Annotated in this window: 21 protein-coding genes and 1 pseudogene; 17 read left to right on the forward strand and 5 right to left on the reverse strand. The window is 68.0% G+C overall.

Going from position 1 to position 21,807, the window contains the following annotated elements; all coding sequences use genetic code 11:
* The first annotated feature begins 122 nt into the window (after nucleotides 1-122).
* The 6 genes from QE452_RS12130 (at nucleotide 123) to QE452_RS12155 (ending at nucleotide 4,593) form a co-directional block, all read left to right on the forward strand.
* A complete protein-coding gene (locus QE452_RS12130) occupies nucleotides 123-1,049 on the forward strand; it encodes a cytochrome c oxidase subunit 3 (RefSeq protein ID WP_309657616.1) in 927 nt (308 codons plus the stop codon).
* A 23-nt stretch (nucleotides 1,050-1,072) separates the two neighbouring features.
* Nucleotides 1,073-1,465, forward strand: coding sequence for a DUF983 domain-containing protein (locus QE452_RS12135; RefSeq protein WP_309657615.1), 393 nt, complete (start codon nucleotides 1,073-1,075; stop codon nucleotides 1,463-1,465).
* An 11-nt stretch (nucleotides 1,466-1,476) separates the two neighbouring features.
* Nucleotides 1,477-2,064, forward strand: coding sequence for an SURF1 family cytochrome oxidase biogenesis protein (locus QE452_RS12140; RefSeq protein ID WP_309657614.1), 588 nt, complete (start codon nucleotides 1,477-1,479; stop codon nucleotides 2,062-2,064).
* 144 nt (nucleotides 2,065-2,208) lie between these two features.
* Nucleotides 2,209-2,721 carry a pilus assembly protein gene (locus QE452_RS12145; RefSeq protein ID WP_309730094.1) on the forward strand — a complete coding sequence of 171 codons (513 nt, stop codon included), beginning with the start codon at nucleotides 2,209-2,211 and terminating at the stop codon, nucleotides 2,719-2,721.
* Nucleotides 2,718-3,263 (forward strand): pilus assembly protein, encoded by a 546-nt coding sequence (locus QE452_RS12150; RefSeq protein WP_309657612.1) that lies wholly within the window; start codon nucleotides 2,718-2,720, stop codon nucleotides 3,261-3,263. The genes QE452_RS12145 and QE452_RS12150 overlap by 4 nt, the downstream gene beginning before the upstream one ends.
* 13 nt (nucleotides 3,264-3,276) lie before the next feature.
* Nucleotides 3,277-4,593, forward strand: coding sequence for a pilus assembly protein TadG-related protein (locus QE452_RS12155; protein ID WP_309657611.1), 1,317 nt, complete (start codon nucleotides 3,277-3,279; stop codon nucleotides 4,591-4,593).
* Nucleotides 4,594-4,600: 7 nt separating this feature from the next.
* On the opposite strand, the gene QE452_RS12160 is transcribed toward QE452_RS12155, so the two are convergent.
* Nucleotides 4,601-5,797 (reverse strand): PQQ-dependent sugar dehydrogenase, encoded by a 1,197-nt coding sequence (locus QE452_RS12160; RefSeq protein WP_309657610.1) that lies wholly within the window; start codon nucleotides 5,795-5,797, stop codon nucleotides 4,601-4,603.
* 181 nt (nucleotides 5,798-5,978) lie between these two features.
* On the opposite strand from QE452_RS12160, the gene rimP reads away from it, so the two are divergent.
* From rimP to rbfA, 6 genes and pseudogenes are all read left to right on the forward strand, one after another.
* On the forward strand, nucleotides 5,979-6,551 hold the full coding sequence (gene rimP / locus QE452_RS12165) for a ribosome maturation protein RimP (RefSeq protein ID WP_309657609.1): 573 nt from the start codon (nucleotides 5,979-5,981) through the stop codon (nucleotides 6,549-6,551).
* Nucleotides 6,551-8,203: a transcription termination factor NusA gene (nusA, locus tag QE452_RS12170; RefSeq protein WP_309657608.1), complete on the forward strand. Its 1,653-nt coding sequence runs from the start codon at nucleotides 6,551-6,553 to the stop codon at nucleotides 8,201-8,203. The genes rimP and nusA overlap by 1 nt, the downstream gene beginning before the upstream one ends.
* Nucleotides 8,203-8,427 (forward strand): 4-oxalocrotonate tautomerase family protein, encoded by a 225-nt coding sequence (locus QE452_RS12175; RefSeq protein WP_309657607.1) that lies wholly within the window; start codon nucleotides 8,203-8,205, stop codon nucleotides 8,425-8,427. Before nusA ends, QE452_RS12175 begins: the two co-directional genes overlap by 1 nt.
* Nucleotides 8,408-9,170 (forward strand): annotated as a pseudogene (locus QE452_RS12180) (DUF448 domain-containing protein). The gene QE452_RS12175 and the pseudogene QE452_RS12180 overlap by 20 nt, the downstream one beginning before the upstream one ends.
* Nucleotides 9,167-12,097 carry a translation initiation factor IF-2 gene (gene infB / locus QE452_RS12185; RefSeq protein WP_309730097.1) on the forward strand — a complete coding sequence of 977 codons (2,931 nt, stop codon included), beginning with the start codon at nucleotides 9,167-9,169 and terminating at the stop codon, nucleotides 12,095-12,097. Before QE452_RS12180 ends, infB begins: the two are co-directional and overlap by 4 nt.
* An 85-nt stretch (nucleotides 12,098-12,182) precedes the next feature.
* Nucleotides 12,183-12,578, forward strand: coding sequence for a 30S ribosome-binding factor RbfA (gene rbfA / locus QE452_RS12190; protein WP_309657604.1), 396 nt, complete (start codon nucleotides 12,183-12,185; stop codon nucleotides 12,576-12,578).
* Between the two features lie 237 nt (nucleotides 12,579-12,815).
* On the opposite strand, the gene wrbA is transcribed toward rbfA, so the two are convergent.
* Both wrbA and QE452_RS12200 read right to left on the reverse strand, forming a co-directional pair.
* Nucleotides 12,816-13,418 carry an NAD(P)H:quinone oxidoreductase gene (wrbA, locus tag QE452_RS12195; protein WP_125994647.1) on the reverse strand — a complete coding sequence of 201 codons (603 nt, stop codon included), beginning with the start codon at nucleotides 13,416-13,418 and terminating at the stop codon, nucleotides 12,816-12,818.
* 43 nt (nucleotides 13,419-13,461) lie between these two features.
* The gene (locus QE452_RS12200; RefSeq protein WP_309657603.1) at nucleotides 13,462-14,187 is read right to left on the reverse strand and encodes a pirin family protein; all 726 of its coding nucleotides are present in this window, start codon (nucleotides 14,185-14,187) and stop codon (nucleotides 13,462-13,464) included.
* 114 nt (nucleotides 14,188-14,301) lie between these two features.
* Here QE452_RS12200 and QE452_RS12205 point away from each other — a divergent pair, with 114 nt between their 5' ends.
* From QE452_RS12205 to ctrA, 3 genes are all read left to right on the forward strand, one after another.
* Nucleotides 14,302-15,240, forward strand: coding sequence for a LysR family transcriptional regulator (locus QE452_RS12205; RefSeq protein ID WP_309657602.1), 939 nt, complete (start codon nucleotides 14,302-14,304; stop codon nucleotides 15,238-15,240).
* Between the two features lie 7 nt (nucleotides 15,241-15,247).
* A complete protein-coding gene (locus tag QE452_RS12210; RefSeq protein ID WP_309657601.1) occupies nucleotides 15,248-16,387 on the forward strand; it encodes an AI-2E family transporter in 1,140 nt (379 codons plus the stop codon).
* A gap of 101 nt (nucleotides 16,388-16,488) precedes the next feature.
* On the forward strand, nucleotides 16,489-17,190 hold the full coding sequence (ctrA, locus tag QE452_RS12215; protein WP_125994651.1) for a response regulator transcription factor CtrA: 702 nt from the start codon (nucleotides 16,489-16,491) through the stop codon (nucleotides 17,188-17,190).
* Between the two features lie 334 nt (nucleotides 17,191-17,524).
* Here the strand turns inward: ctrA and QE452_RS12220 are convergent, their stop codons facing one another.
* Nucleotides 17,525-19,180: an amidohydrolase family protein gene (locus tag QE452_RS12220; protein WP_309657600.1), complete on the reverse strand. Its 1,656-nt coding sequence runs from the start codon at nucleotides 19,178-19,180 to the stop codon at nucleotides 17,525-17,527.
* A gap of 56 nt (nucleotides 19,181-19,236) precedes the next feature.
* On the opposite strand from QE452_RS12220, the gene QE452_RS12225 reads away from it, so the two are divergent.
* On the forward strand, nucleotides 19,237-20,481 hold the full coding sequence (locus QE452_RS12225; protein WP_125994653.1) for a threonine ammonia-lyase: 1,245 nt from the start codon (nucleotides 19,237-19,239) through the stop codon (nucleotides 20,479-20,481).
* A gap of 49 nt (nucleotides 20,482-20,530) precedes the next feature.
* Here the strand turns inward: QE452_RS12225 and QE452_RS12230 are convergent, their stop codons facing one another.
* Nucleotides 20,531-20,776: a hypothetical protein gene (locus tag QE452_RS12230; protein WP_309657599.1), complete on the reverse strand. Its 246-nt coding sequence runs from the start codon at nucleotides 20,774-20,776 to the stop codon at nucleotides 20,531-20,533.
* Between the two features lie 177 nt (nucleotides 20,777-20,953).
* Here QE452_RS12230 and QE452_RS12235 point away from each other — a divergent pair, with 177 nt between their 5' ends.
* Nucleotides 20,954-21,760 (forward strand): arginyltransferase, encoded by an 807-nt coding sequence (locus QE452_RS12235; RefSeq protein WP_309657598.1) that lies wholly within the window; start codon nucleotides 20,954-20,956, stop codon nucleotides 21,758-21,760.
* Nucleotides 21,761-21,807 lie beyond the last annotated feature (47 nt).

Consider the following 21,807-nt stretch of genomic DNA (forward strand, 5'->3'; position numbering starts at 1 on the left):
CGGACTGACGTAAGCGCCGATCCGACCGGTCGGCGGCCGTCCGTCCGCACGCCCTCATCCCCTATTGTTCTGTCCGGCGGACGACCCTAGGATGGCTGCAAAAGATAGACGGGGACAGGATTATGGCAGGCGCCAAGAACCACGATTATCATATCCTTCCGCCGAGCATCCTGCCCCTGTTCACGTCCTTTTCGGCGTTGGCGATGGCGGCGGGCGCGATCATGTGGATGCATGGCGGCCATGTCGACAAGCCCAATGGCGGCGGCTGGATCTTCATCATGGGCACGATCGCCGTGCTGTTCGCCATGTACAGCTGGTGGGCGCAGGTGATCCACGAGGCGCATCAGGGCGACCACACCCCCGTCGTCCAGCTCCATTTCCGCTATGGCATGATCCTGTTCATCGCCTCCGAAGTGATGTTCTTCGTCGGCTGGTTCTGGGCCTATTTCGACTTCGCGCTGTTCCCGACCGCCATGACCTTCGTCGACGGCCAGGTCGAACGCGCCGCCGAGGGCGCGACCGCGATCGCCGCGCAATGGCCGCCCAAGGGGCTGGAGGTCATCAACGCCTTCGAACTGCCGCTGCTCAACACGCTGATCCTGCTGACCTCGGGCACCACCGTCACCTGGGCGCACCATGCGCTGATCCACAACCAGCGCGGCGGCGAGAAGACCGGCCTGTGGGGCCTGCTGGGCGTCGGCAATCGCGATGGCGTGCTCAAGGGCCTGTGGCTGACGGTGGCGCTCGGCCTGCTGTTCAGCAGCATCCAGGCCTATGAGTATGCGCACGCGCCCTTCCCCTTCAAGGGGATCAACTATGGCGCGTCCTTCTTCATGGCGACCGGCTTCCACGGCTTCCACGTGCTGGTCGGCACGATCTTCCTGATCGTCTGCCTGATCCGCGCCTATAAGGGCGACTTCACCCCCCGCCAGCATTTCGGCTTCGAGGCGGCGGCCTGGTACTGGCATTTCGTCGACGTCGTCTGGCTGTTCCTGTTCGTCACCATCTATGTCTGGGGTGGCTGGGGCGCGCCGGTCCACGGCGGCTGATCCGGCATGAGGGGGCGGGCGCGATGACCGACGATCCTGTCCCCACGCCACGCGAGGTCGGCGCACCGACCATCGTCCAGGCGGGCATGAAGGGCCTGTGCCCGCGCTGCGGCGAGCCGAGCCTCTATGCCGGATTGCTGCGCTTCCGGGACCGTTGCGGACGCTGCGGGCTGGACTTCACCCGCTTCAATGTCGGCGATGGTCCGGCCGCCTTCCTGACGCTGATCCTGGGCGCGCTGGTCGTGGGGCTGGCGATCTGGTTGCAGGTGAAGGTCGAGCCGCCCTGGTGGGTGCATGTCCTGCTCTGGGTGCCGTTCATGACGGTCGCGACCATCCTGTCGCTGCGGGTCGCCAAGGCGATGCTGCTCTGGGCCGAATTCCGCAATGCCGCGCGCGAGGGGCGGATCGACCCGTGAGGCGCGTGCCGGTGCTATCCACAATGCTGGTCACGCTGGCGGTGGCCGCGATGATCGCGCTCGGCCTGTGGCAGTTGCTCGACCGTCGGCCGCAGAAGCTCGCCTTCCTCCAGCAACTGGCGGCCAATCCGACGCGGCCCGCCATCCCCTTTCCTGCCCGTGCCGACGAGCGCCTGCTGTTCCGCCGCGCCACCGGCCGATGCGCGCCGCCGGTGACGATCCGGCTGGCGGGCGCGGGCGCGGCGGGGTTTCGGGCGATTGCCACTTGCGGGGGCGGTGCCACACCGATGATGGCGCAGCTCGGCACCACCCGCGATCCCAATGCGCACCCGGTCTGGGGCGGCGGCATGGTCGCCGGCTATATCGGCCACGCCCCCAGCGGCCAGTCGCTGATCGGCGCGGCGCTGAACCCGCAGCCCATCAGGCTGATGCTGATCGCCGCCGAGCCGGTCGCCGGGCTGGCGGCCAATCCGGCCCCCGATCTCGAATCGGTGCCGAACAACCATCTTGCCTATGCAGTGCAATGGTTCCTGTTCGCCGGCGTGGCAGTGGTGATCTACATCCTCGCCTCGCGTCGCAAAGGATCGCCGTCGAAATAATCTTTCCGCCCTCGTTCAATGCCCTACCCGCCATAGCTCGCAAAGCCGCACGGGACTCGACCATTTCTTAACCTGTGTTTCACCGGTGAACGGCAGGGCGAGGCGATGCGTCGTGTCCGCCCATCGTTCCGTTCGGTTCAACGCGTGTTGGCCCTGGCACGGGATCGGCGCGGCGTGGCGGCGATCGAGTTCGCCTTGTGCGGGTCGGCCTTTTTCGCGCTGATGATCGCGATCCTGGCGACCGGGCTGACGCTGTTCGCGCAACAGACGCTCCAGACCGTCGCCGACCAGATGGCGCGACAGGTGCTGACCGGCAAGACGACGATCGCCGGCGTCGACGCGGACGGGTTTCGGCGGCAGGCCTGCGATCGCCTGCCCCCCTTCCTGTCCTGCACGCGGCTGATGGTCGATCTTCGCCGCGCCGATGCCTTTGCCGACGCCGATGTCGCCGCGCCGACAATCCGATTCGACGACAAGGGCCGGGTCACCAATGAGTGGCGGTTCGAGCGGGTCGCGCCGGGCGACGTGGTGGTGTTGCGGATCCTCTATCTGTGGCCGGTGCCGGGCGGGCCGCTCGGCGTTTCGCTGGCCGACAGCGGACCGGGGCAGCGCCTGCTGATCGGCACGCAGATGTTCAAGGCCGAGCCCTTCGCATGAGCCGCCGCGACGCCCCCGCCATGCTCCGCGTGGACCGTCGCGGCGCGGTGCTGGTCGAGTTCGCGCTGGTGCTACCGCTGATGGTGATGGTCTATCTTGCCATCGTTCATCTGGTGCTCGCCGCCGGCTGCGATCGGCGGGTGGCGATCACCGCGCGGGCGATGGCCGATCTGGTGTCGCAATATGCGCTGCTGTCGCCGGCGACGCTCGACACGATCCTCGTCGCCTCGGGCCAGATGATGACGCCGTGCGCCGGAACCGCGGCGACGATCCGCGTGTCGCAGGTGACGATCGACGACAGGCTCGCCGCGCGCATCGTCTGGAGCGACGCCGATCCCCGCCATCGCCCGGACAGGGTCGGCCGCCGGATGACCCTCGCCGAAATCCCGGCGACGCTGCGCGTGCCCGGCACGTCGCTCATCTATAGCGACGTATCCTATGACTATGATCCCGGGCGCTGGCTGCCCGGCCCGATCCGGCTGCGCCAGTCGATCATCATGATGCCGCGCCGGTCGCGCAGCGTCGTCCTGTCGGACGGTTGAGGGGAGCGGGGGGATGCGCGGCCTGTCCGACCTGATCCGCGACCGTCGCGGCGCGGTCCTGATGATCTTCGCGCTGGCGCTGCCGGTGCTGGTGTTCGCCACCGGCATGAGCCTGGACTATGCCAATGCGATGCGCATCCAGACGCGGCTGGCCGCCGCCGCCGACGCCGCCGTGCTGACGGCGACCAGCCGGACGCTGATGGACGCGCCGAGCGCCGTCGCCGAGCGACGCGCCCGCGACGTGTTCCGCGCGACGGCGGGACTGATCCCGGGCCTGCGCTTCGATCCCAATGCGGCCAGCGACCTGGCGATCAGCGTGTCCGACGACACCCATGACGGCCAGTATCGCCGCGCCACCATCCGCTTCAGTGGCTGGTCGCGCACCTATTTCGGCGGCATATTGGGGATCGCCGAACTGGCGGTGAACGGATCGGCCGGATCGATGGCCAAGCGTCCGCCGGACATCGACTTCTATGTGATGCTCGACACGTCCAGCTCGATGGCGCTGCCCACCACCAGCGCGGGCATCGCCCTGATGCGGGCGAAGACAAAGGATGTGGACCCGTTCAACCCCAGGGGATGCGCGTTCGCCTGTCACCAGATCGATCCGGACAAACCCAGGCTGGTCGACCGGGACGGCAAGAAGATCGACTATTACCAACTGGCCCATGACAACGGGATCGAACTGCGCATCGATGCCGGCAAGCGGGCGATCCTGGACCTGCTGGGGGATGCCCAGCGGGAAAGCCGGGTGAACGGCGCGACCTATCGCTTTTCCGTTTCCACCTTCGACCGGGCCAGCGACTTCCGCAACGTCGCACCGCTGACCGACGACTATGCCCTTGCCAGGGCCGGGACGTCGGCGGCGACCATCATCGCGGTCGATACCAGCCAGGCGCATTTCGACCGGCAGACCGAGCATGAGGGCGCCCTTCAGCGGCAGATGGAACGGATGCCGGCGCTGGGCGGGACCGGCAGCGGCCAGACCGGCGACACGCCGCAGGCCTATGTGATGTTGATCACCGACGGGATGCGCGACGAGGAGATCAATGGCCGCCAGTTGGGATCGATGATCCAGACCGCCTGCTCCGCGATCAAGGGCCGGCGCATCAAGATCGCGATCCTCTACACCACCTATCAGGAGGAGTCGGTCAACTATCACGACTGGTCGATCGCCAACATCATCCCGTTGCTGCCCATGCTGCGCCCCGCGCTGCAACAATGCGCCTCCAGCGACCTGATGTTCGAGGTCGGCACCGACGGCGACATCTCCGCCGCACTCAACGCGCTGTTCCAGAAGGTGATCGCGACCTCACGCCTGACCGATTGAGGCCGCGTCAGCCGCGACTCAGCCGGATCAGGCGACCCTGCGAGTCGCCACCATCCTCCAGCAGCCAGATCGCACCGTCAGGCCCCTGCTCCACCTCGCGGATGCGCGCGCCCATGTCCCACTGGTCGCCCTTGCTCGCCTGCTCGCCGGACAGGTGGATGCGGAGCAGCGCCTGGCTCGACAGGCCGCCGACGAACGCATCGCCGCGCCATTCCGGGAACATCGCGCCCGAATAGATCATCAGGCCGGACGGCGAGATGGACGGGTTCCACCAGACCTTGGGCGCTTCATAGCCGTCGCCCGCCCGGTGATCGGGAATGTCGCGCCCGTCATAATGGCTGCCGTTCGAGGCGTTGGGCCAGCCATAGTTGCGGCCGGGCTGGATCAGGTTGATCTCGTCGCCGCCCTTGGGCCCCATCTCCTGCTCCCACAAGCGGCCCTGCGCGTCGAAGGCGATGCCCAGCAGGTTGCGATGGCCATAGCTCCACACCTCGGGCTGGAAACCCTGTGCCGCCAGCGGACTGCCCGGTGCGGGCTGTCCGTCCGGGGTCAGACGCAGCACCTTGCCCAGCGTGCCGTCCTTGTCCTGGGCGGGGGTAAATTTCTGGCGCTCGCCATTGGTGAAGAACAGATATTGCCCATCGGGCGAGAAGGCGATGCGGCCCGAATAATGGCCGTCGCCCGCCACGAAGGGACGCGCGCGGAAGATCGCCTCGATCTCGCCCAGCCGCTCGCCCCCCGCGCCGTCGGGCCGCAACCGGCCGCGCGCCAGCACCACGCCCTTGCCGCCCTCGCCCGCCGCCGAATAGCTGAAATAGACTCGCCGGCTCTGCGCGAAGTCGGGGGCGAGCACCACGTCCATCAGCCCGCCCTGCCCGGCCGAATCCACGGTGACCGTCGCCACGGTCGATCGGCTGCGGCCATCGGCCGACACCAACAGCATCCGCCCGTCCTTCTCGGTCACCAGCATCCGCCCATCGGGCAGGAAGGTCATCGCCCAGGGCGCGTCGAAATCGGCCACCACCGTCTTCACGAACGGTTCGGCCCCGGCGGGCGGCGGCGTCGCCGTGGCGCTCGGACCCGGCGCGGGGGCGTCGACCACCGGCGGGGCGGCCGTGTCGCCTCCCGGCGCGGCATTGCCCGAACAGGCCAGAAGCGCGAACGGCAACGCCGCCAGCAGGGACACACGACCGTTGCTCTTCATGACCGACCTCTCCCGTTGATCGGGACTGCAACGTCCGTATATCGGGCATGGATGCAAGCCGCATCGGCAAGGCTTGTGGAATGGCGACGACTCGCATATATCCGCGTCGCTTTCTCTACATCGCCAGATGCGGAGGCTGCGGGGCCCGGCTCCGCGGCGGCGCCCTCGCATGGAGTTCCGCTTGACCGATATCGCTGCCCTGACCGCCCTGATCGAACCTGAAGCGCAAGCGCTGGGTTTCGCGTTGGTGCGCGTGAAGATGACCGGCGGCAAGTCGGACCCGACGCTCCAGGTGATGGCCGAGCGCCCCGACACGCGTCAGCTGACGATCGAGGATTGCACCGCCCTGTCGCACCGCATCTCCGACCGGCTCGACGAGCTGGAGGCGGCCGGGCGCGACCCGATCGCCGAGGCCTATCGGCTGGAGGTGTCCAGCCCCGGCATCGACCGGCCGCTGACCCGCCTGTCCGACTATCGCGACTGGACCGGGCATGAGGCGCGCATCCGCCTGACCGAGGCGGTGGACGGCCGCAAGCAGCTGACCGGCGACATCGCCGGGGTCGAGGGCGACCGCATCTCGGTCGACCTGGGCCAGCACGGCGTGGCGACGATCGACTTCGGCCAGATCGACCATGCCAAGCTGGTGATGACCGACCGGCTCATCGCCGCCACCGCGCCGCTGTCGATGGACGGCGCCGACGAATTCGAAGATGCGCCTGACGAGGCGCCCGTATCAGCAGAGGATACCCACTGATGGCCACGGCCACCGCCAACCGCGCCGAACTGATCGCGATCGCCAACTCGGTCGCGGCCGAGAAGATGATCGATCGCGCGATCGTGATCGAGGCGATGGAGGACGCGATCCAGCGTGCCGCCCGTACCCGCTACGGCCAGGAGATGGACATCCGCGCCAAGCTGGACCCGAACAGCGGCGACTTGCGTCTGTGGCGCGTCGTCGAGGTGGTCGAGCTGGTCGACGACCTCTACAAGCAGGTGTCCGAGAAGGACGCGCAGAAGCTGAAGAAGGGCGCGGTCGTCGGCGACTTCCTAGTCGATCCGCTGCCGCCGATCGAATTCGGCCGCATCCAGGCGCAGGCGTCCAAGCAGGTCATCTTCCAGAAGGTCCGCGACGCCGAGCGCGAGCGGCAGTTTGAAGAGTTCAAGGACCGCCAGGGCGAGATCATCACCGGCGTCGTCAAGCGCGTCGAGTTCGGCCATATCGTCGTCGACCTGGGCCGCGCCGAGGGCGTGATCCGCCGCGACCAGCAGATCCCGCGCGAAGTGGTGCGCGTCAACGACCGCATCCGCTCGCTGATCCTGAAGGTGGTGCGCGAGAATCGCGGCCCGCAGATCTTCCTGAGCCGGGCGCATCCCGACTTCATGAAGAAGCTGTTCGCGCAGGAAGTGCCCGAGATCTACGACGGCATCATCACCATCCAGGCCGCCGCGCGCGATCCGGGCAGCCGCGCCAAGATCGGCGTGATCAGCCGCGACAGCTCGATCGATCCGGTCGGCGCCTGCGTCGGCATGAAGGGCAGCCGCGTCCAGGCCGTGGTGCAGGAGATGCAGGGCGAGAAGATCGACATCATCCCCTGGTCGCCCGACATCGCCACCTTCGTCGTCAACGCGCTCCAGCCGGCCTCGGTCAGCCGCGTCGTGATCGACGAGGAAGAGGAGCGGATCGAGGTGGTGGTGCCCGACGACCAGCTGTCGCTGGCGATCGGTCGTCGCGGCCAGAATGTCCGGCTCGCCTCGCAGCTGACCGGCAAGGCGATCGACATCCTGACCGAGGCGGACGCCTCCGAGAAGCGGCAGAAGGAATTCGTCGCCAATTCCGACCTGTTCCAGCAGGAGCTGGACGTGGACGAGACGCTGGCGCAGCTGCTGGTGGCCGAGGGCTTCACCAACCTCGAAGAGGTCGCCTATGTCGAGATCGACGAGCTGGCGGCGATCGAGGGCTTCGACGACGACCTGGCGCAGGAGCTGCAGAGCCGCGCGCAGGAAGCGCTCGACCGGCGCGAGCAGAATAATCGCGAGCAGCGCCGCGCGCTGGGCGTCGAGGATGCGCTGATCGACATGCCCTATCTGACCGAGGCGATGCTGGTCACGCTCGGCAAGGCGGGCATCAAGACGCTCGACGACCTGGCCGATCTGGCGACCGACGAGCTGGTCGAGAAGAAGCGCGCCGAGCAGCGTCGTCGCAACGACGAGACCAAGCGTCCCGAACCCAAGGGCGGCATCCTGGCCGAATATGGGCTGAGCGACGAGCAGGGCAACGAGATCATCATGGCCGCCCGCGCGCACTGGTTCGCGGACGAGGAGGAGGCTCCGGCCGCCGAGTCGTCGGACGAGACACAGGGCGTGGACGGTGATGACGACGCGACGACGGAGGATCATCAGGCCTGATGCCCTTTGTCAGCATCCGCATTTCCGGCACGGCGACCCGCGCGCAGAAGGCTGCGATCGTCGCCGATGTCACCGACTCGCTGGTGCAGCGGCTGGGCAAGAACCCGGCCGCCGTCCAGATCGTGATCGAGGAAGTGCCGACCGAAAATTACGGGGCCGGCGGGCAATTGCTCGCCGACCGCGATGCCGCGAAGGGAGACGCTGATGCGGTCCCCTCGCAATGAGACCCGTTCGCTAAACACGCGCGCGCACGCCGACATCGACGGTCCGGTCCGCAAGTGCATCCTGTCCCAGGATCGCGCTTCGCCGGTGGCGCTGATCCGACTCGCGCTGTCGCCCGACGGCGTGATCCTGCCCGATGTGCGCGCCAAGGCCCCCGGCCGCGGCGCATGGATCGGCGTCGATCGCGCCGAACTGGACGTGGCGCTGGCCAAGGGCCGGTTGCGCGGGGCGCTGTCGCGCGCGTTCAAGACCAGCGCGCTGACCATCCCCCGACGATCTGCCGCAGCTGATCGAGTCGGCGCTGGAGCGCAACGCGCTCGACCGGCTGGGGCTGGAGGCGAAGGCGGGCACCTTGGTCACCGGGTCCGACCGGATCGAGACGGCGGCGCGGTCCGGCCAGCTCCGGGCGCTCTATCACGCCGCCGATGCGCGCGAGGACGGGCGGCGCAAGCTGGCCCAGGCCTGGCGTGTCGGCAGCGATCGTGAAGGTTCCGATCTGAAGGGGTTGGCACTACCCGTTGAACGCACCATATTGTCGTTGGCGCTGGGCCGCGAAAATGTGGTACACATCGCCCTGACCGACCGGCACGCAGCAAAGCGGGTGAGCGAAGCGCTCGACCGATGGCTGCATTTCATCGGATCCGAATCCTTATCGGCCCCTTGCGGAACGGCCCCGCAAGGCGCATCGGCGCCCGGTTCAGACCCGGCGTCTCCGGCCGTAGACGTACGCGAGGAATTTGAGTGAGCGAAACCGACAACGACAAGCCGAAGCTGGGCATGCGCGCGCCGCTGGGACTTCGCCGCACGGTGGAGACCGGCAAGGTGAAGCAGAGCTTCAGCCACGGCCGCTCGAACACGGTGATCGTCGAGACCAAGAAGGCGCGGACGTTCCGTCGCCCCGGTGAAGCCGCGCCTGCGGGCGAAGCGGGAACGCCGGTCCCGGCCGCCGAGGCAGAAATCGCGGCCCCGACGCCGGCGGCACCGCCTGCGCCGGCACCGCGCCCGGCACCCGCCAACGAGACGGCGCAGGAGCGCCAGGCGCGTCTGCTGCGCGAGGCCGACGAGCAGCGGATGCAGGCGCTGGAAGACGCGCGCCGTCGCGAGGACCAGGAGCGCGCCCGCGCCGCCGAGGAGGAGCGCCAGCGCGCCGCCGAGCGTGCGCAGGCCGCGGCGGAGGCTGCCGCCAAGGCGGCCGAGCCCGCGCCGGCTCCTGCCCCGACGCCTGCACCGGCACCGGAACCGACCCCCGCACCCGAACCGGTTGCGCCCCAGGTCGTGGCCGCGCCGCCGGCCCCGCCCGCGCCCCCCGCGCCGCCGATCACGGTGGCGACTCCGGCCGGCCGTGGCTTCCGCCCGGTCGAGCGTCCGGTGATCCCGGCCCCCGCCCCCAAGGCGGAGACCCCGGCACCTACGCCGGCTCCGGCCCCCGCACCGACGCCGGCTCCGGCTCCGGCACCCACGCCGGCCCCCGCCCCCGTGGCGGCGCGTCCGGCACCGACCCCTGCGCCCGCTCCGGCGCGTCCGGTGGTCGAACTGGCGCGCGATCCGTCGATGCCGGCCCCGCGCCGCTTCTCGCCGGTCGCCCGGCCCGAGCGTCCTCCGCCGCCCGCGCCCAAGCCGGTGGAAAAGCCCGCAGCCGCCGCCGCACCGACCGCCGCCGCCAAGCCGGCCGAGTCGTCGGCATCGCAGCCGCGCAGCTTCACCTCGGGTGCGGCGACCCCGCGCGCCGGTGCGCCAGCCACGCGTCCGCAGCAGCGTGACCGTCGCGGCGACGAGCGTCGTGGCGGCAAGCTGACCGTGACCCGCGCGCTCGGCAGCGACGACGGCGCACGCGCCCGCTCGCTCGCGGCGCTCAAGCGGGCCCGCGAGAAGGAGAAGCGTTCCTTCGGTGGTCCGCGCGAGCCGCAGATCAAGCAGGTCCGCGACGTGCAGGTGCCCGAGGCGATCACGGTGCAAGAACTCGCCAACCGCATGGCCGAAAAGGGTGCGGACCTGGTCAAGACGCTGTTCAAGATGGGCATGCCCGTCACCATGACGCAGACGATCGACCAGGATACGGCCGAGTTGCTGGTGACCGAGTTCGGCCACAATATCGTCCGCGTCTCCGACAGCGATGTCGATCTGGCGGTCGATACCAACGAGGATCCGGTCGAGGCCCTGCAGCCGCGTCCGCCCGTCGTCACGATCATGGGCCATGTCGACCATGGCAAGACCTCGCTGCTCGATGCGCTGCGCGGTACCGACGTGGTGCGGGGCGAGGCCGGTGGCATCACCCAGCATATCGGCGCCTATCAGGTCACGCTGAAGGACAAGTCGAAGGTCACCTTCCTCGACACGCCGGGTCACGAGGCCTTCACCCAGATGCGCGCACGCGGCGCCGACGTCACGGATATCGTGGTGCTGGTGGTCGCGGCCGATGACGGGTTGATGCCGCAGACGATCGAGGCGATCAACCACACCAAGGCGGCCGGCGTGCCGATGATCGTGGCGATCAACAAGATCGACAAGCACGAGGCCAATGCCCAGAAGGTGCGCGAGCGCCTGCTGAGCGAGGAAGTCGTGGTCGAGGAGATGGGCGGCGACGTCCAGAACGTCGAGGTGTCGGCGCTCAAGAAGATCGGCCTGGAAGCCCTGATCGAGAAGATCCAGCTTCAGGCCGAACTGATGGAGCTGTCCGCCAACCCCGATCGCCCGGCCGACGGCACGGTGATCGAGGCCAAGCTGGACAAGGGCCGTGGCCCGGTCGCGACGGTCCTGGTCAATCGCGGCACGCTGAAGGTCGGCGACGTGTTCGTCGTCGGCGCGGAAAGCGGTCGTGTCCGGGCGCTGGTCGATGACAAGGGGCGCCAGATCAAGGAAGCCGGTCCGTCCATGCCGGTCGAGGTGCTCGGCCTGTCGGGCGTGCCCTCGGCGGGCGACCCGCTGCAGGTCGTCGAGAACGAGGCGCGGGCGCGCGAAGTGGCGGAGTATCGCCAGGGCGTGCTGACCCAGAAGCGCACCACCTCGGCCCCGGCCAGCCTGGAGTCGATGTTCTCGGCGCTGCGCCAGAACCAGGCGGCGGAATATCCGCTGGTGGTGAAGGCGGACACGCAGGGCACGGTCGAGGCGATCGTGGCGTCGATCAACAAGATCTCGACCGATCTGATCCGCGCCCGCATCCTGCATTCAGGCGTCGGTGGCATCACCGAGAGCGACGTGACGCTGGCTGGTGCGTCGGGCGCGCCGATCGTCGGCTTCAACGTCCGCGCCAATGCCAAGGCGCGCGAGATCGCCGAGCGGCAGAAGGTGGCGTTGAAATATTACGACGTCATCTACGACCTGATCGACGAGATCCGTGCCGGCATGGCGGGGCAGCTCGGGCCGGAAGCGTTCGAGACGGTGGTCGGCCGCGCCGAGATCCGCGAGGTCTTCTCCGCGGGTAAGCATGGTCGGGCAGCCGGTCTGCTGGTCGTCGACGGCGTCATCCGCAAGGCGCTCAAGGCGCGCATCATGCGCAACGACGTCATCATCTATCAGGGTGAGATCGCGTCGCTGCGCCGCTTCAAGGACGATGTCGCCGAAGTGCGCGCCGGCCTGGAGTGTGGTGTGACCTTCTCGAACAATTTCGTGGATATCCGCTCCGGCGACTATCTCGAAACCTTCGAGGTCGAACTGCGCGAGCGCACCCTCTGATCGGGCGCGCGACCGGTGGCGGCTTCTCCGCCGCCGGTCGCCCCCGGATTTACCGCCGCCCGCTGACCGGCGGCGCAGGACGACCATGAAACATCAAAGCGACGCCGCCCCCGAGAAATCCGTCCGCACGCTGCGCGTCGGCGAGCAGGTGCGGCACATCCTGTCCGAAGTCCTCCAGCGCGGCGACGTGCATGACGATGTGCTGGCGAAGCACATGGTGTCGGTGACCGAGGTCCGCATGTCGCCCGACCTTCGCCACGCCACCGTGTTCGTGAAGCCGCTGCTCGGCAAGGACGAGGCGGCGGTGCTGAAGGCGCTGCGCACCAACACCGCCTATCTGCAGCGCGAGGTCGCGACCCGCATCAAGATGAAATATGCCGCCAAGCTCAAGTTCCTGGCGGATGAAAGCTTCGACGAAGGCAGCCATATCGACCAGCTGCTGCGCGCACCGCAGGTGGCGCGCGATCTGAGCGAGGATTGAGCCGCTTGCTCAGCGGATAAAGATGGCCGTCCCACCATATATGGTTCCCCGGCGAAGGCCGGGGCCCAGTTGGGGGACGTTCGTAACGAAGCGCATCGCTCCCTTACATCCGCCTTCCCCACTGGGCCCCGGCCTTCGCCGGGGAACACGGGTTTGAAGGTTTGCATGCTGCTACGCAGCCAGTGCTTCACGCACCTATAACGAGGCGCCAGCCACGGCCGGCGCCCCGCGCCATCATCAACCGAACAGCTTCGCCGCCGTCTCCGCGATGCGCTTGCCCTGGTAGCGCGCGCCGGCGAGTTCCTCGGCGTGCGGCTGGCGGCTGCCGTCGCCGTCCGCGATCGTGGTCGCGCCATAGGGCGTGCCACCCAGCACCTCGGCGACGCCCATCTGGCCCTTAAAGCCGTAATCCAGCCCGACGATCGTCATGCCATGGTGCAGCAGGTTGGTGATGATCGAGAAGAGCGTCGTCTCCTGCCCGCCATGCTGGCTGGCGGTCGAGGTGAAGGCACCGCCGACCTTGCCGATCAGCTTGCCCTGGAACCACAGGCCGCCGGTCGTATCCCAGAAGGACGCCATCTGGCTAGGCATCCGGCCATAGCGGGTCGGTGCGCCGACGATGATCGCGTCATAATCGGCCAGCGCGTCCGGCCCCTCGATCAGCGGGTGGGCAGTGTCGGTCTTGAAATGCGCGGCCTCGACCACCGCCTTGGGCGCGGTTTCCTCGACGCGGCGGATGTCCACCTGCGCGCCGGCCTCGCGGGCACCCTCGGCGACGGCATCGGCCATCTGCTCGATATGGCCATAGGACGAATAATACAGCACCAGAACCTTGGTCATCGATAACTCCCTTTCCAAAACAGCGTGGTGATCCCGGAGAGGATCATTCGGCGTCGACCAGGACGATCTCGGCATCGTCGGTTGCCGCGATGTCGTACGTGCGGCCGCCCGACAGCGCCGCGCCGTCGCGCGCGTCGAACGCCTGACCGTCGATCGTGATCCGCCCGGTGGCGGGCACCAGATAGGCGTGGCGGCCGGCCTCGACGCGGTGGCTGGTCGCCTCGCCGGCCTTCAGCGTCGCGCCCATCACCCGCGCCTTGGCCCGGATCGGCAGCGCGTCGCTATCCTCGGCAAAGCCCGACGCCAGGGTCACGAACTTGCCCGAGCGCTCGCCCTTGGGAAACGGCTTGGCGCCCCAATGCGGCTCGCCACCCCGGCTGGTCGGCTCGATCCAGATCTGGAACAAGGTGGTCGGCACGTCCTCCAGATTATATTCGGCATGGCGGACGCCCGATCCGGCGCTCATCACCTGCACGTCGCCGGCGCCGGTGCGGCCCTTGTTGCCCAGCGAATCCTGGTGGGTGATCGCGCCGCTGCGGACATAGGTGACGATCTCCATGTCGCGATGCGGATGCGGCGGGAAACCGTTTTGCGGCGCGATGACATCGTCGTTCCACACGCGGATCGCGCCCCAGCCCATCCGGTCGGGATCGTGGTAGCCGGCGAAGGAGAAATGATGGCGCGCGTCGAGCCAGCCATGATTCGCATGGCCCAGCGTGTCGAAGCGACGGCGGTCGATGGCTTGGGTGTCGGAGACTGTGTCGGACATGGTGTCGAACTCCTGTGATGACACCAAGATAGGCGCTTTGCGGGTCGCGTAAACGGAAACGGTGGAAACCGATCGTTTCCACGGATAAGCATTCCGCAAAGGAGCAATGCCGCCATGCGTCTGCCGGATCTGGAAGCCTGGGCGATCTTCGCGGCGGTGGCGGAGCATCGCTCGTTCAGCGGCGCGGCCGCCGCGATCGGCCTCAGCAAGGCGACCGTGTCCAAGGCGGTGTCGCGGCTGGAGGCGCAGATCGGCCAGTCGCTGTTCCACCGCACCTCGCGCCGCCTGGCCCTGACCGAGGCGGGGCGGCCGCTCGCCGACCATGCCGCGCGGCTGCTGGCGGAGGCGCGCGCCGCCGAGGAGGCCGCGCACGACGCCGCCTCCTCTCCGGCCGGGCGGGTGCGACTCGCCGTACCGATGAGCTTCGGCATCGCCAATGTCGCGCCTTTGGTCGCGCGGTTCCTGGCCCAACATCCCGGCGTCGAGATCGACCTGCACCTGTCGGACGCGCGAATCGATATCGTCGCGGAGGGGTTCGACGTGGCGCTGCGGATCGGCGACCTGGCGGACAGTTCGCTGCGCGCGCGCCGGCTGTGCGGCATCGCCAGCCATATCGTCGCCGCCCCCGCCTATCTCGCGGCCGCCGGCGCGCCCAGCCATCCGAACGAACTGAGCGCGCACCGGCTGCTCGGCTATGCCAATGCACCCGGCCCGTGGCGCTTCGCCGATGCGGAGGGGACGGTGCTGACCGTGCAGGCCGACGGGCCGCTGACCGCCAATAGCGGCGATGCGCTGGTGCCGGCGCTGCTCCAGGGGCTGGGGATCGCCCGGCTGCCCGGCTTCATCGTCGGCCCTCACCTGGCCAGCGGGGCGCTGGTCGCGATCCTGCCCGACTGGACGCCACCGCCGATCGGGCTGCACCTGCTCACGCCGCCCAGCCCCTTGCGCCCGATGCGGGTCGAGGCGCTGATCGCCTTTCTCGCCGAGCATCTGCACGATCCCTGCGCCGCGGCGGCGACAAAGCCTGTCGCGAGCGGCCAGGCTCTGCCATGAACCGCGCATGACCTCCGACGATCCCGCGACCCAGCCCGAACCGCCCGCCGGTCGCCTGGCCCCCGACGAAGCGGATGGGCGCTTCATCCGCCGGGTCGTCATCCTGGTCGTGCTGGCGGCGGTGGTGCTGGCGCTGTGGCGGGCGAGCGACCTGCTGATCCTCGCCTTCGGATCGGTGCTGGGCGCAACCGTCATCCACGCCTTTGCCGATCTCTATGTCCGCCGCCTGAAGATGCCGGCCAAGGCGGCGCTGGGGACGGCGATGGCGACCGTGCTGGCGGCGATCGCCTTCCTGGTCTGGCTGTTCGGCGTCGCCTTTCGCCAGCAGCTCAATGCGCTGGTCACCGCCCTGCCCGGCCTGATCGACCAGTTCGCGCGCTGGGCCAGCCAGTCGCCGGTCGGCGCCAAGATCGTCGATGCGGTGCGCGCCGCCTTTGCGGGCAGCCGGGTCGCGCAGGATATCGGCGGGCTGGCGCAGGGCACGGGCGAGCTGATCCTGAACGCGCTGCTGCTACTGGTCGGTGCCTTCTTCTTCGCGGGCGATCCCAAGGTCTATGAGCGCGGGATATTGCTGCTCGTCCCGCGCAAGCACCGGCCGGCGGTGGAGGATGCCCTGGTCGACGTGGCGGTGACGCTGCGGCTGTGGCTGCGGTCGTCGCTGATCCTGATGACGAGCATGGGGGTGCTGGTCGGCATCGGCCTGGCGCTGTCGGGCGTGCCGTCCGCCGCCGCGCTGGGCCTGCTGGCCGGATTGTCAGAATTCATCCCCTATGTCGGGCCGACCGCCGCGATGCTGCCCGCCCTGGGACTGGCGGCGATCCACGGCACCGGCCCCGTCATCGGGACGCTCGTCACCTATGCGGTCGTGCGGCTGATTCAGACGAACTTCATCACTCCTTATGTCCAGCAGCGGGTGATCTCGATCCCGCCGGCCGTCACCGTCTTCGCGATCATCGGCATCGGGGTGGTGTTCGGCATCTTCGGCCTGTTCTTCTCGGCCGCGCTGCTGGTGGTATTTTTTACCCTGATTCGCAGCCTTTACCTGCGCGAGGTGCTGGGCGAGCCGATCCCCCGCGTCGTCCATCCCTCGCTGACTCAAGAAAATGAAGCGAAAATGGAGCGGGGGGCTTTTCCCGATCGTCTCTAACCAGAAATTAACCTTTTGCCTTCAAATGTTCTTTGGTTAATGAATCCAGGCCGACCGATTCCATGGGATGGGATCTTCGGCTTGTGACAGGGGACTGGCTGATGCGCGTGCTGTTGATCGAGGACGAGCCGACCACGGCAAAGGCCATCGAGCTCATGCTCTCCACGGAGGGCTTCAACTGCTACACGACCGATCTGGGCGAGGAAGGCCTCGATCTGGGCAAGCTGTATGATTACGACATCATCCTGCTCGACCTGAACCTGCCCGACATGCACGGCTATGACGTGCTGAAGAAGCTGCGGGTGGCGCGGGTGACGACCCCGGTGCTGATCCTGTCGGGCGTCAACGAGATGGATTCGAAGGTGCGCAGCTTCGGCTTCGGCGCCGACGATTACGTCACCAAGCCGTTCCATCGCGAAGAGCTGATCGCACGCATCCACGCCGTGGTCCGCCGCTCCAAGGGGCATAGCCAGTCGGTGATCCGCACCGGCAAGCTCGCCGTCAATCTCGACGCCAAGACGGTCGAGGTCGATGGCGCGCGCGTGCACCTGACCGGCAAGGAATATGCGATGCTGGAGCTGCTCTCGCTCCGCAAGGGCACGACGCTGACCAAGGAGATGTTCCTGAACCATCTCTATGGCGGCATGGACGAGCCCGAACTGAAGATCATCGACGTCTTCATCTGCAAGCTGCGCAAGAAGCTGTCGCTGGCCTGCGACGGCGAGAATTACATCGAGACCGTCTGGGGTCGCGGCTATGTGCTGCGCGACTCGGAAGACGCGGAGATCAACGCCGTCGCCTGATCCGGTTAACCCGTGGGGGGTTGATCGCCGCGCGTCTCTGGCGAGACGCGCGGCTTTTCACGTTTGAAAGGATGATGGACGCGGGTCCGTGCGCCGGCTTCACCGCGATTTGGGAAGAGGCCGCCCCTCGTCACCGTCCGGCGATGGCCGGGACCGGTGCACAAGTCGACGTTCCATTTCCGTTACCCGGCAGAGGCAGGAGTTCGGCTCCGGAAGGTTTCGAACGAACGGCGAGGCTCACCCGGCTGGATTCCCCCCTCGCCGGATGATCCCGACAGGTCTTTCAAAGAGCTCGACTGCGCCGGAATAGTCCGCGCGGAGACGAGGCCCCTCCCTACTTCCGCTCCCACATCTTCTCGCCGCCGACCCAGGTCTCCTGCACCTTGGTCGCGCGCAACTCGGCCGGGGAGGCGGCGGTCGGATCGCGGTCGACGATCAGGAAATCGGCGCGCTGCCCCGGCGCCAGTCGCCCGAACTTGGTCTCGGCGAAGGCGGCATAGGCCCCGCCCTGCGTGAAGGCCCGCCACGCCTGTTCGCGCGTCACCGCTTCTTCCGGCCGCCAGCCGCCCGGCGGCTGTCCCTGCGCATCCTCGCGCGATACGGCGGCGGCCCAGCCGGCAAAGGGGTCGGGGCTTTCCACCGGATAGTCCGATCCGAACGCGAGCGGCACGCCGTTCGCCAGCATCGTCCGCCAGGCATAGGCCCCGGCCAGCCGCGCCGGGCCCAGCCGCGCCTCGGCCATCACCCGGTCGCTGGTCGCATGGACCGGCTGCATCGAGGCGATGGTGCCGTGCTGGCCGAATCGCTTCAGGTCGGCGGGATCGACGATCTGCGCATGTTCGATCCGCCAGCGGCGATCACCCTTGTAGGTTTCCGACAATTCGTCGATCGCGCCCAGCACCTCGGCATTGGTGGCATCGCCGATCGCATGGACGGCGACCTGATATCCATCCATCGCCGCGCGGCTCATCAGGTTGCGCAGCACGGTGTCGGACAGGAAGCCCAGCCCCGATTCGCGGGGGGAATCGGCATAGGGCGCCTTCAGCCATGCGCCGCGCGAGCCGAGCGCGCCGTCGCCGTACAGCTTCACGCCCACCAGCCGCAGCCGGTCCTGATAGAGCCAGGGCGTCGGCCCCTTGCCGCCGATCCGCACCGTATCCTCGATCCCCGCGCCATAGCTGATGACGCGGATCCGCAGATTGCCGATGTCGCCCATCCGGCGATAGGTCAGCCAGTCGTCGACGCTGGTGCCCATATCGGCGGTGGCGGTGACGCCGTTCGCCAGCAGCAGCGCCTGCGCCTTGAGGAAGGCAAGGTCGCGCTCCTTGGGCAAAGGCTGCGGCACCACCTTCTGGATCAGCGCCTGCGCGGCATCGACGAAGACGCCGGACGGTTGGGTGCCGCTCTTCTCGATCCGTCCGCCCGCGGGCGACACGGTCTTCGCGGTCACCCCCGCCTCGCGCAGCGCGACGCTGTTCGCCCAGCCGGCATGGCCGTCGGCGCGTGCCAGCCAGACCGGCCGGTCGGGCACCGCCGCATCCAGCTCGGCGGCGGTGGGGAAGCGCCCCAGCCCCCAGGCCTCCTGGTTCCAGCCGCCGCCCAGGATCCATTTCCGGTCCGGATTGGCGGCGGCATAGGCGCGGATGCGCGCCTGCGCCTCGGCCAGGGTGCGCGCGCCCGACAGGTCGAGCTCCAACTGGCGAAAGCCCAGTTCCAGCACATGGCCGTGCGAATCGACGAAGCCGGGGATCATCACCCGCCCCTTCATATCGGCGCGCCAGTCGAGCTTTTCGGGCCGTTTGTCCTTGGCGGACAGCAATTTGGTGACTTTGCCGTCGAGCGACATCAACAGGCCGGTGAAGCGGACGACCTTGCCATCCTCGTCCAGCGTGATGCCGGTGACATTGTCGACCAGCGCGTCCGCGCTCGCCGCGACAGGCCAGGCGATCAGTGACAGGGCCACCAAGCCCTTGATTGCATATCCTTGCATGACATCGGCGCATAAGCGGTGTTTCCACGCCGCACCAGACGGTCTAACGACGCCCGATGACAACCCAGGTCAATGCGCCCGCCGCCTCGCTGCCCGTGTCCATCGATGACGTCCGGACCGCCCATGCGCGCATTCGCGAGTCGATCGTGCGCACCCCGACCCTGATCAGCCGCACCCTGTCGCAACTGACCGGCGCCACCGTCTATCTGAAGTTCGAGAATCTCCAGTTCACCGCCGCCTATAAGGAGCGCGGCGCGCTCAACACGCTGCTCCAGCTCAGCGAGGCGGCCCGGGCGCAGGGCGTGATCGCCGCCTCGGCCGGCAATCACGCGCAGGGCCTCGCCTATCATGCCAACCGGCTGGGCGTGCCCGCGACGATCGTGATGCCGCGCAACACGCCGACCGTGAAAGTCGTGCAGACCGAGGGCCATGGCGCGACCGTGGTGCTGGAGGGCGAGACGTTCGACGCCGCCTATGCCCATGCACGCGTGCTGGAGGGCGAGCGCGGCTATACCTTCGTCCATCCCTTTGACGACCCCCGGATCATCGCCGGGCAGGGCACGCTGGCGCTGGAGATGCTGGAGGACGCGCCGGACATCGACACCTTCATCGTCCCGATCGGCGGCGGCGGCCTGATCTCGGGCATGGCGACGGTGGCGCGTGCCGCCGACCGACGGGTCGAGGTGGTCGGCGTGCAGGCCGAACTCTATCCCTCCATGTACAACCGCATCCATGGCACCGACCTGCCCTGCGCGGGCGACACGTTGGCGGAGGGTATCGCGGTGAAGGAGCCGGGCGGCATCACCGCCCGGATCGTCGCCGAGCTGGTCGACGACCTCGTGCTGGTCGGCGAACGGCAGCTCGAACAGTCGGTCAGCCTGCTGCTCCAGATCGAGAAGACGGTGGTGGAGGGCGCGGGCGCGGCCGGCCTCGCGGCGCTATTGGCGCATCCCGAGCGATTCAAGGGACGGACCGTGGGCGTGGTGCTGTGCGGCGGCAATATCGACACGCGGCTGCTCGCCAATGTGCTGTTGCGCGACCTGGCGCGGTCCGGTCGCCTCGCCCGGCTGCGTATCCGCTTGCAGGATCGGCCTGGGGCCTTGTTCCACGTCGCCCGGATCTTTGATCAGGAGCGGGTGAACATCATCGAGGTCTATCATCAGCGCGTCTTCACGACGCTGCCCGCCAAGGGGCTGATCACCGATATCGAGTGCGAGACGCGCGATCGGGCGCATCTGGACCGGTTGATCGCGGGCTTGCGCGATGCGGGCTATGAAACCAGCCAGGTCGAACTGGCCTGAACGGGAAACGGCGGGACAGGCCATGAGCCCGTCCCGCCGCACAGCAAGATTAGTTGCTGTCCGAATTGTCGTCCTTGACGATCGCCACGACGCCGATCGCCACGACGCCGGCCGCGATCAGCGCACCGAGCAGCGCGCCGCCGCCGGCCGCCTTGTTGGCCTTGCCCGACGGGGCGCTGGCGCGAACCGACTTGGCGACCGACAGCGACGCGGCCGAGTTGGCCGGAGCCGCGACGGCGGGAACCGAAACCGCGGTTGCGGCGAGAAGGGCGACGGCAGAGGTGAACTTCTTCATAAAAATCCTCCCATTGGGAAATTCGGCAACGCAACTAGGATCAGCTCGTTCCCCACCCGATCTCGTGTTTCCGACGTCTGTGACGCCGGCGACACAATTTGATGGTAAACGACCTTTTCAGATCCAGTCACTGCCGACATATAACAGCGTAACGATTTTTGTGGGGGTTTTTCGGCGGTGACCGCGCCTTTTCGTTTTCCGCGCTTCTTCGTCACGACGCCGTCACCCTGCCCGTACCTTCCCGGGCGGCAGGAACGGAAGGTCTTTACGGAGCTGACCGGCCCCCATGCCGGCGAGTTGAACGATGCGCTCGGCCGCATCGGCTTCCGCCGCAGCCAGGGCGTGGCCTATCGCCCCTCCTGCACCGGCTGCACCGCCTGCGTATCGGTACGGGTCGTCAATTCCGAGTTCGTGCCCAATGCGACGCAGCGTAAGTTGCTGCGGCGCAACAGCGATCTGGAGGTGGTCGCCTGCCGTGCCTGGGCGACGGACGAACAGTATCAGTTGCTCCGCCGCTATCTCGGCCATCGCCATCCGGGCGGCGGCATGGCCAATATGGACGAGGACGACTTCGCCGACATGGTCGAGCATTCGCCGGTCGATTCGCTGATCGTCGAATATCGCGAGCCGCCGGCGAATGGCCGCCGCGGCAAGCTGGTGGGCGCCTGCCTGACCGACCGTCAGGCCGATGGGCTGTCGATGATCTACAGCTTCTTCGCGACCGAGGGGGATGGGGGCGATTCGCCGGTCCGGCCCGGCCTCGGCAACCTGATCATCATGGACCATATCATGCGCGCGCGGGATGCCGGCCTGCCCTATCTCTATCTCGGCTATTGGGTGAAGGGTTCGGCACGCATGGCCTATAAGACGCGCTACCGCCCGCTCGAGGTGCTGGGGCCGGCAGGCTGGCGTCGGCTCCGCGACGAGGATGTGGTGGAGGCCGCCTCTGCCCTGCCCGGTGCGGCGGTGGGCCAGCCGGTCTGATCCGGCCAGGAACGGCAGGCAGCGGATACGACAAGGGCCAGAGACGC

This window comes from Sphingomonas sp. SORGH_AS_0438 (genome assembly GCF_031453475.1).
Classification (GTDB): Bacteria; Pseudomonadota; Alphaproteobacteria; order Sphingomonadales; family Sphingomonadaceae; genus Sphingomonas.

Coding starts and splice junctions, on each gene's coding strand:
- QE452_RS12225 (WP_125994653.1), top strand. CDS start 19,237: ATGACAACCCAGGTCAATGCGCCCGCCGCCTCGCTGCCCGTGTCCATC.
- QE452_RS12220 (WP_309657600.1), bottom strand. CDS start 19,180: ATGCAAGGATATGCAATCAAGGGCTTGGTGGCCCTGTCACTGATCGCC.
- QE452_RS12175 (WP_309657607.1), top strand. CDS start 8,203: ATGCCCTTTGTCAGCATCCGCATTTCCGGCACGGCGACCCGCGCGCAG.
- wrbA (WP_125994647.1), bottom strand. CDS start 13,418: ATGACCAAGGTTCTGGTGCTGTATTATTCGTCCTATGGCCATATCGAG.
- QE452_RS12155 (WP_309657611.1), top strand. CDS start 3,277: ATGCGCGGCCTGTCCGACCTGATCCGCGACCGTCGCGGCGCGGTCCTG.
- ctrA (WP_125994651.1), top strand. CDS start 16,489: ATGCGCGTGCTGTTGATCGAGGACGAGCCGACCACGGCAAAGGCCATC.
- rbfA (WP_309657604.1), top strand. CDS start 12,183: ATGAAACATCAAAGCGACGCCGCCCCCGAGAAATCCGTCCGCACGCTG.
- QE452_RS12210 (WP_309657601.1), top strand. CDS start 15,248: ATGACCTCCGACGATCCCGCGACCCAGCCCGAACCGCCCGCCGGTCGC.
- QE452_RS12135 (WP_309657615.1), top strand. CDS start 1,073: ATGACCGACGATCCTGTCCCCACGCCACGCGAGGTCGGCGCACCGACC.
- QE452_RS12230 (WP_309657599.1), bottom strand. CDS start 20,776: ATGAAGAAGTTCACCTCTGCCGTCGCCCTTCTCGCCGCAACCGCGGTT.
- QE452_RS12160 (WP_309657610.1), bottom strand. CDS start 5,797: ATGAAGAGCAACGGTCGTGTGTCCCTGCTGGCGGCGTTGCCGTTCGCG.
- QE452_RS12200 (WP_309657603.1), bottom strand. CDS start 14,187: ATGTCCGACACAGTCTCCGACACCCAAGCCATCGACCGCCGTCGCTTC.
- QE452_RS12150 (WP_309657612.1), top strand. CDS start 2,718: ATGAGCCGCCGCGACGCCCCCGCCATGCTCCGCGTGGACCGTCGCGGC.
- nusA (WP_309657608.1), top strand. CDS start 6,551: ATGGCCACGGCCACCGCCAACCGCGCCGAACTGATCGCGATCGCCAAC.
- QE452_RS12130 (WP_309657616.1), top strand. CDS start 123: ATGGCAGGCGCCAAGAACCACGATTATCATATCCTTCCGCCGAGCATC.
- QE452_RS12205 (WP_309657602.1), top strand. CDS start 14,302: ATGCGTCTGCCGGATCTGGAAGCCTGGGCGATCTTCGCGGCGGTGGCG.